Below are 7,578 nucleotides of genomic sequence, written 5' to 3'. Positions count from 1 at the left end.
CATCCAGCAGCGTGGTGCGCGTATCGACCTGAAGCTCATGATGCGTGCCATTCACGTTCAGCGCGATGTGGGCATAGCTCGGCGTCGCTGTCTCGTTTCATTGATGCTGACCGGCAGAGGTGAATGCTCAGGGGGCCGAGAAGGGGATGTTGCTCTGGCGACGTGCGGATTCTGATCGGGCGGATTGCTCATGACATATCTCCGGATAAAGGAACGGATGCTCACAAAAAAGATATTCAGTTTGTAAGGTTTTTAATCATGTTTAAGCATAGACCCCATGTGGAGAAACATTTTCCTCTCGCCGCGCGCAACGTCACTGACACTCCCCAATCTGTGTGGATGCCGTTCACGCTTTGCCGGAGATTCCCCGGTATGCACCTCTGAAGCGTGAATTTTCACAACGCTGGCTTTTCAGCTATGACTTAACAGTCGGCTTAATTAAGAACGAGGGAACCAGCCCCCCGTGTATATGGTTCAGGTGACTTTTACATCCGGTCACTGTGCCTCAGTCAGCCTGGATTTTTTCAGAGGAGAAACAATGCGTTCTGGAAGTGAAAAAAAAGCCACCCTTTATCGTATGGTCATGAAAGAGCATGTCTGTCCGTTTGGCATGAAGTCCCTCTGGCTCCTGCGTCATCATGGCTATGAAGTTGATGACCAGTGGCTCAGAACTCGTCAGGAAACGGATGCGTTTAAGCAGAAGCATCAGGTCAAAACCACGCCTCAGACCTTCATTAATGGTGCCCGCATTGGTGGATACGATCAGCTGCGCGCACATTTCGGTAATCCACTGCCCGACCCCGGCGAAACCTCTTATCGACCCGTAATCGTGGTATTTGTCATGGCCGCGCTGATGTCGGTGGCTGTTACGCTGGCCGTGTCCGGGCAGCAAGAGGTCATTCGTGGCGTCGAATGGTTTATCACCTTCAGCATGGCCATCCTGGCACTGCTGAAGCTCCGTGATGTTGAAAGCTTCTCCACCATGTTTCTGGGATACGATTTGCTGGCACGCCGGTGGGTGCCTTACGCCTATATTTATCCTTTCGGGGAGGGGCTGGCAGCATTGCTGATGATGGCTGGCATACTGCCCTGGCTGTCTGTCCCGATAGCGCTGTTCATTGGCACGCTGGGGGCATGTTCAGTCGTTAAAGCGGTATACATCGACAAACGAGAGCTGCGTTGTGCCTGCATGGGTGGCGACAGTAACGTTCCACTTGGATTCATCTCGCTGACTGAAAATCTGATGATGGTCGCGATGTCCGTCTGGACGGCAGTGAGCACCTGGTTCTGAGAACCGGGTATTTGCCTGTTGCCGGGTTAAATCCGTACAATTCAGGGGATAGCAGCCCTCAGGCAATGATAACACCAACCTGGCTTACCTCTGAGCGATGGCGATCGCACTGGCAGGCATGTCATAGCCGTATGAGAGCGCTACCCACTGAGCATCGGTGGCGATGGCCAAGTGAAATGCTAACGGGTATTCAAGTGAATGCAAATTCCCGTGAACAGAGACAGTCCCTTTAACCTGGTCGCCAGCCTGCGTAAGACTGAGGTGAAAAATACTGGTCCCGGGGCGCTGATTAATCTCATTCTGAATAAATCACTTATGGGGAATATCAGGCTCAAAGGGCCAGTACGAAAACCGTACAGTGGGATTTCAAATCCCTCTACCGTACGTGTATAATGATCTCAGTGACAAAAGGAGGTTCAAATGAGCCAGAAACAGCATGCAATAGCTGCTAATGCAGAACAGCTGGATGACCTTTTCAGATTGTTCAAAAAGGTTGAAGGTATTCAGATTTCTGGATCTTCACCAGAAGAGGTGCGTGCAAACTTTCGCCGCGCCCGTAAGGCTAGACAGGGCTCTGAGGGATTGAATGCCGGTTTGCGTAAAACCTATTAACCGGGTTGAGATTAACCCGTTTTTTGACGACATCTGTAATTATTTTGGCTTCAGTGCAGATGTCGTCGATGATTATGAAGAAGAACTCGCTTTCATTCAGTTCATCTGGAACTCCAAAAAGCAGGTTGAGATCTATACTCTGGCCCCGGAAGGTTTTCCCAGCAGAGTTAAGGACTCAAACTCCACTCTTGGCTCCTCTCCCTATTACATCGGCCTGTACCACGGTCGGGTAATGCCACCACCTGACTATGATCCGCTGATAGTCGTCACCTTCAGAGATTATGACGAAGGCGGCGAGTCAAAGACTGCTGTCGTTTTACATACGATGATCATCCATGATGAGATGTTTGGCGTGAAAAAGCGTAAGCACGATCTTAACCATATGCGATGGATCCGTCAGCGCCTGACAGACCTTATTGAAGGCAACAAGTCCCCGGACGATTTCCGCTAACCTGCATTATTTACCTAATACAAAATATTATGGACAGCTCTAACCTCTACGTCGATCACCTCGCATGGTGTGCACTCGTGGCTCTTAACATAGCCCGGCAGGCCGGAACCGTGAATTCTTCTGCACAGGAAAATCTTTTCCTGTGCCGGTGGCTGGCGGTCGCTGAGAAAAAGCGCCTGTTTCGCCGTGAGCTGGCTAATGATATTCGCTGGCTTCTGAAAGAAGGCAGGGAAAAGGGGCTACGGGCAGACCTGGCAGGTAAACTGGAATATCTCTGGCGAGCCAGCAGAGGAGATTTGCTGCAGCAGAATGACCTTTTCAGATTGCAGCATGTCATGCACGCCATCACGCTGACAGGTACAAAGTACGGCGTACTCAGTGAGTCTGAATGGGAAGGGCGCCATGCCGTAAAACTCAGCCCAGCTGTACCGGGCCTGTTCATCAGAAAAAGCGATCTTGAAACCGGCTTCAGCGAGGATGGGCGTCAGAGCAAACCCCTCTCCGTTCGCATCACCGCTGAAATTTCTGCAGTGGATGCGCTGCTGACAAGGGCAGGATGGAATCGCGAATCAGATACCACGGAACCTCTTCTTCACCAGTTGCGTGCGTGCTCCCGGGAAGAGTGAGCGGGTTATTCAGTGGCGATTTTAGCCAGCTCTTCTTCTGACAGCCCGGTCATCTCTTTAACAAAATTTAAAGACTTGCCACTTTCAAGCAATTTAACAGCTATGTCCAGGCGGACTTTTTGCTCACCTAACTGCATACCTTTTTCCAGGCCCTTCTGCTCACCCAGTCGCTTGCCTTTTTCAATGCCTTTTTTTGATGCCTTTCTGTTCCAGCTGCTGTGCAATCGTCATCAGAGCCTCCTCATGCTGCGGCACCTTCTGTGCCAGATTTCGATCAAAAGCTTGGGCATCATCGGTTTCACCAGCCTGTATGAGGCACTGGCGTTTTTTCTAACCCATGCTTTTTAAATCCCGCCTTATCTGCTCTCTTCCGGACAAGTCTTAACAACCGTTCAGAGGCCCTGTGTTTCATATCGTCCATTTTCAACTTTAGCGCTGACGCGTATGGAACTCTGCGTTCAGCCAGTAGGCAAAGGTCTTGATCCTGTCGGCAAACGTGACTATGTCACCCCGTGGGCGATAGCTGATGGCCAGCCAGTAATCCATTTCTTCAGTCAGTGCCGGATAACGGGCGTTAAATCTTTCGCAGTGCTCTTCGAGCGAAGCGGGCCACTCCTGCTCGCCTTCTTCCCGGAGTATGTTTGTTGCCCTGATGGCCTTGCGTGCTGCGGCCCGCTGTAGCACATGCCTCTCAGCAGGCTCCAGTGAGGGCTTCATGCGGGATACATAGCTGTTCAGTACCGATAAAAAATCGCCGTTAACGGCAACCGCAATCTCCTTTGAGGGCCTGAAGGGTTCAAACCGTTCGCGCAGGTCCTCTCCAAAAACACAGACGCAGTGGTGCTTCAGCCAGTAGCCCCAGAGATTCTTATTCGCAGGCAGCAATACCGTATCAAGCGTACCCGGGTCGACGTCGATTTTACTGACCACGGGATGGGCCTTTTCAAGGCTGGATTTGACCTCTGCCATTTTACCGGCCGTTTCTTCATCCAGTTCCTGGGTGAAAATCACGGTAAGATCGAGATCTGATTCATTTTCTGTTGCACGGCCCTCGGCAACGCTGCCATACAGGTAGATGCTGTGGATCAGACCGGGCACTACAGCGGTGAGGCCTTTTACGCTGTCAGTAACAAGCTGCGAAAAGGCTGGCTGGACTTCCCTGGACTCGGGCTGGCAAATGAATCCGTTTTTATCGACGGCCATTACATTTCCTTCATGTCGGGCTTGAGGCTGCCGGATAAACCCGTCAGCACCGTGTTAAAACCATATTACCAGCAGCATGTACAGACTTCAGGTCAGATACTCAACATTCAATACCCTGCGACGTAAAGAGCTGAAGATCGTATTCAGTTGAACAGGCCACTGAGGCAGTCTCCGGGACTTTCCGTTCAGTTTAACGCTGAGACAGCACCACGCGGTTGGTTTAAAATGGACACACACCTCGCCGAGGAGCCAAAACTGACATGAGCTACCCGAACAACTTTTCCTTTGACATGCCTTACATTGCGGCCGCGTTCCATGCGCATTTCAGCAAATCAAGCGCATGGCCCCAGGGGACACGTTCCAGAGGCATCAGCGATGTCATCAGCCAGGCTTATCCGCTGTCACAGGCTCTGGAAGACCTGGCAAACGTACGCGAAGAACTGCGCGCCACCTGTCACGTACTCGTCAGCATGTCAGACTTTGATGAAGCAATCAGGATCGGCGACAGCGTTCATGAAGGAGTGTCAGTTCTGCTCCTGGAGCTACGCGCTCTCGAGACGGCCGTAAAAATGGCGGGGGAAACGGATGCTTCACTACAGGCCTGTCTGCGACCTGTATCGCTCGCGCGGGAAGCCGCTCGGGTTCTTCAGGATTTGCTGCAGCAGATGACCGGTGAGACCGGGCGTCAGGAAAGCAATATCAACCTGATGCACCTCCGCAGACTTGCAGAACATGGTACCCGAAGCGCCGGCACGCGACTCTGAGTAACGTTCAGTGAGCTTCAGCGTCAGTCTTAATCCAGCCCTGCCAGCTTTATTTTACGCATTCTTTGCGGCTGGCCCTGACGTGTCACCACAGCTCGCCGGTGATTTACTGCGTGATTTTGAGCTTTATAATCGTTACGGACTTAAGCCAGACTATTTTGGTCGTGGATGCCGTTACGATCGCCACGAGTCCATTATCAGTTATGAGATTTACCATATCTATCTGGATCTTGTTTCGACGAACCTTTCAGCGCTATACCGACCCAGAACCGATCTCACTCACCAGACAGTCACCATCAGCCGCCAGAGTAATGCTTGTCCATGAAGTCAACCATGGCGCCGGCGTGGGCATCTACGTGACGGATATAGCGCATCACCGTCTCCGCTTTTTTCCACGTGCCTTCCTGCATAATCTGTGCGGTGCTGTATTTCTTCGTGGCCATGTCGACGGCGGCGCCGACGCGGGTACTGTGCCCGGACCAGCCTCGATAGCGGTTTTTATTCGGTTTTGCATCCTGCCCGGGGCCGGCTTCCTGCCAGGCGCGGGCAAAAATATCTTCCAGCGCGCGGGTAGTCAGCGGCTTTTCTGTTGCCGGCAGGGCGCGGTTGGTCCGGTGCACGGGGCCGAAGATAAACGCATCCGGCTCGGCGATGAGCCCTGATACGGTCAGCCAAGCCGTCAGCCTCTGCGACGACAGGTCACCCAGCCCTTTAATCAGGCCGCCGGTCATCACAATGGTTTTGGTCCAGGCCACGTCCAGCACGATCCTGCCGTCCGGGGCGCGGGAGATGTCACGCACGCGAAGGCGGCCCAGCTCGCTGACGCGCAGCAGCGTGGCATACGCAACGTGCAGGAACGCCAGGTCGCGCAGATGCTGCAGCCGGTCGGACTCACACCATCGCTTGTCGAGAGTGAGCAGGTCACCGATGCGAAACGGGACGGCCTGACCAGCCCGCTCTCCGCTGATAACCGCGGTGCGGTTTATCCTCTTTACGGCGCGAAAAACCACCGGAGACCGGTTCGGCGGCACCATCCCGGCGTTACGGTGTAACATCGAGATCAGCGCAGCGTGGGTCGTGATGGTCGATGACGCCCGGCCGGTTGCCTGCAGCCACAGAAGGTAGTCGCGCAGGTCGGCAGGCGTCATCGGCAGGAAGCGCCGCCCGTACTCGTCTGCCCAGCGGCTGCCGGTGCGCATCACGCTCAGCAGCTGGCGCCAGGTGTTGTCGGAAAACGCCTCGCGATCCTGCACGAACTCGCGCAGGCGTTCAGCCATGTCGGCGTCACCAGGCATCAGCGGGCTAGAGAAGGGCTTCAGTTCAGTCATATCGTCCGTTTTTCAGTCGGTTTGCCTCAGGCGACGCTGTGCGCATTCTGAGAAAATACCAGGGCAGTAACCCTGCAGATTTCACGCAGCGACGCCGTAATTTTGTACGCTTGTCTGCGGTCCAGACCGCAGGATCCTCATCATACCCGGATCCTTCGGCGGATCCTAACTTCATATAAATGCTATTATATGAAGTTAGAAACTCCTGTTATGGCAATTTGAGTAGGAAAATGCAGATGAAATCTATAAGGTATAATTTTACATACCTTAAAAATAACACTTAAACCAGTGACATAACGGAAAGTATAGACAAGGGAAATACCTATCAACTGGTATTTGAATGAATGCCTAACCAAATAATAGCTAACCGTCTCCATTTAATATTTTAATAAATTCACTTTCAGAAAAAATGCAAAATTTTTCTTCAAGGTTTTTTGTGCTTCCACAAAAATCCGATCCTATTTCGAATAGTAGATATGCTTTTAAATATAGAGTAATACAGTGTATTTTTCTCATCAGTCGATAATTTTGAGGCGATGATGATTGAATCAGATTTTATGTTAATACTTTTTGCGATCTTTTCTGCATAAATGGATGTAGGATTGAGACCATACTTACAGTTATTTGGTGGCGTACCTATAGAACCGACACAATCATCTGGAGGTGCATAAATAGAAATTATTTTAAATATTGAAAAATCTTTTCCAGACGTAAATTTCGCACTCATCCATTTAACCCATGCGTTTACTCCGTAATTAGTAGACTGGAATATGGCGTGCCCTTTTTCGTCCTTACCAATCTGCCCATCCCACATAAATTTCCTAGGAGTTTTGAGAGCTCCCGGGTTGTTATAACGAAGAGCTAATGGCAGGCATTCAGGTTTTGTATCTGGAATTGCAATCAACCGGTCATCTTTCCACACTTTGAAGTGTTCACCCAAGGAATCTCTAGGGGCAGAATATTGAGGATTTGAGTTATAAACCTTGTGGTTAAGATTATTGCATATGATTGATGAAAAAGCAGGTTGGGATACCATGAAAATCAATAAGATATAGGCCTTCATAATTTCACCGTGGATTTTATTTCCCAAGAGGAGGTAATGACTATACTCTAGAAACCCTGAATTACTGTGAGATATGCTTGATTTCAGTATTCTGAAATAAGTGCAAGATTGGCTGAGTTACGTCTAGCAGATCAAAGTATTTAGCAATTACCTGAAATGTGTAGATAAAAAGTCAGTTATCATACTTTGTATAAATTCAATCGCAATATTAAGGATGATGATTCATCACAGGTTATTTCT

General features: G+C 50.6%; 8 protein-coding genes and 1 pseudogene. 5 read left to right on the top strand and 4 right to left on the bottom strand.

Translation table 11 applies throughout. From position 1 onward, the window contains the following. The first annotated feature begins 538 nt into the window (after positions 1 to 538). The 4 genes from PSSD_RS24925 (at position 539) to PSSD_RS24910 (ending at position 2,980) form a co-directional block, all read left to right on the top strand. Positions 539 to 1,291 (top strand): MauE/DoxX family redox-associated membrane protein, encoded by a 753-nt coding sequence (locus PSSD_RS24925; RefSeq protein WP_058974105.1) that lies wholly within the window; start codon positions 539 to 541, stop codon positions 1,289 to 1,291. Between the two features lie 420 nt (positions 1,292 to 1,711). Beyond that, the gene (locus tag PSSD_RS24920; protein WP_058974104.1) at positions 1,712 to 1,903 is read left to right on the top strand and encodes a hypothetical protein; all 192 of its coding nucleotides are present in this window, start codon (positions 1,712 to 1,714) and stop codon (positions 1,901 to 1,903) included. Next, a complete protein-coding gene (locus tag PSSD_RS24915; protein WP_058974103.1) occupies positions 1,878 to 2,354 on the top strand; it encodes a hypothetical protein in 477 nt (158 codons plus the stop codon). The genes PSSD_RS24920 and PSSD_RS24915 overlap by 26 nt, the downstream gene beginning before the upstream one ends. A gap of 29 nt (positions 2,355 to 2,383) precedes the next feature. Continuing rightward, a complete protein-coding gene (locus tag PSSD_RS24910; RefSeq protein ID WP_058974102.1) occupies positions 2,384 to 2,980 on the top strand; it encodes a DUF2913 family protein in 597 nt (198 codons plus the stop codon). Between the two features lie 5 nt (positions 2,981 to 2,985). Here PSSD_RS24910 and PSSD_RS27635 read toward each other — a convergent pair. Together PSSD_RS27635 and PSSD_RS24905 are read right to left on the bottom strand one after the other, a co-directional pair. Then, a pseudogene (locus tag PSSD_RS27635) lies at positions 2,986 to 3,295 on the bottom strand (Rpn/YhgA-type helix-turn-helix domain-containing protein); the annotation flags it as partial. 114 nt (positions 3,296 to 3,409) lie between these two features. Beyond that, the gene (locus PSSD_RS24905) at positions 3,410 to 4,183 is read right to left on the bottom strand and encodes a nucleotidyltransferase domain-containing protein (RefSeq protein ID WP_058974101.1); all 774 of its coding nucleotides are present in this window, start codon (positions 4,181 to 4,183) and stop codon (positions 3,410 to 3,412) included. 260 nt (positions 4,184 to 4,443) lie between these two features. Between PSSD_RS24905 and PSSD_RS24900 the strand changes: the two genes are divergently transcribed. Next, a complete protein-coding gene (locus tag PSSD_RS24900; RefSeq protein WP_058974100.1) occupies positions 4,444 to 4,947 on the top strand; it encodes a hypothetical protein in 504 nt (167 codons plus the stop codon). A 296-nt stretch (positions 4,948 to 5,243) separates the two neighbouring features. Here PSSD_RS24900 and PSSD_RS24895 read toward each other — a convergent pair whose 3' ends face one another. After that, complete coding sequence (locus PSSD_RS24895) at positions 5,244 to 6,275, bottom strand: tyrosine-type recombinase/integrase (RefSeq protein WP_058974099.1); 1,032 nt, start codon at positions 6,273 to 6,275, stop codon at positions 5,244 to 5,246. Between the two features lie 424 nt (positions 6,276 to 6,699). Then, the gene (locus PSSD_RS24890; protein WP_058974098.1) at positions 6,700 to 7,338 is read right to left on the bottom strand and encodes a hypothetical protein; all 639 of its coding nucleotides are present in this window, start codon (positions 7,336 to 7,338) and stop codon (positions 6,700 to 6,702) included. Positions 7,339 to 7,578: the final 240 nt, after the last annotated feature.

This window comes from Type-D symbiont of Plautia stali (assembly GCF_001485335.1).
GTDB classification, from domain to species: domain Bacteria; phylum Pseudomonadota; class Gammaproteobacteria; order Enterobacterales; family Enterobacteriaceae; genus Pantoea; species Pantoea vagans_C.
Note: the sequence above shows the minus strand (reverse complement) of the source record. Positions and strands in the feature narration are given on the sequence as shown.

Coding starts and splice junctions, on each gene's coding strand:
- PSSD_RS24910 (WP_058974102.1), top strand. CDS start 2,384: ATGGACAGCTCTAACCTCTACGTCGATCACCTCGCATGGTGTGCACTC.
- PSSD_RS24915 (WP_058974103.1), top strand. CDS start 1,878: ATGCCGGTTTGCGTAAAACCTATTAACCGGGTTGAGATTAACCCGTTT.
- PSSD_RS24920 (WP_058974104.1), top strand. CDS start 1,712: ATGAGCCAGAAACAGCATGCAATAGCTGCTAATGCAGAACAGCTGGAT.
- PSSD_RS24925 (WP_058974105.1), top strand. CDS start 539: ATGCGTTCTGGAAGTGAAAAAAAAGCCACCCTTTATCGTATGGTCATG.
- PSSD_RS24900 (WP_058974100.1), top strand. CDS start 4,444: ATGAGCTACCCGAACAACTTTTCCTTTGACATGCCTTACATTGCGGCC.
- PSSD_RS24905 (WP_058974101.1), bottom strand. CDS start 4,183: ATGGCCGTCGATAAAAACGGATTCATTTGCCAGCCCGAGTCCAGGGAA.
- PSSD_RS24890 (WP_058974098.1), bottom strand. CDS start 7,338: ATGAAGGCCTATATCTTATTGATTTTCATGGTATCCCAACCTGCTTTT.
- PSSD_RS24895 (WP_058974099.1), bottom strand. CDS start 6,275: ATGACTGAACTGAAGCCCTTCTCTAGCCCGCTGATGCCTGGTGACGCC.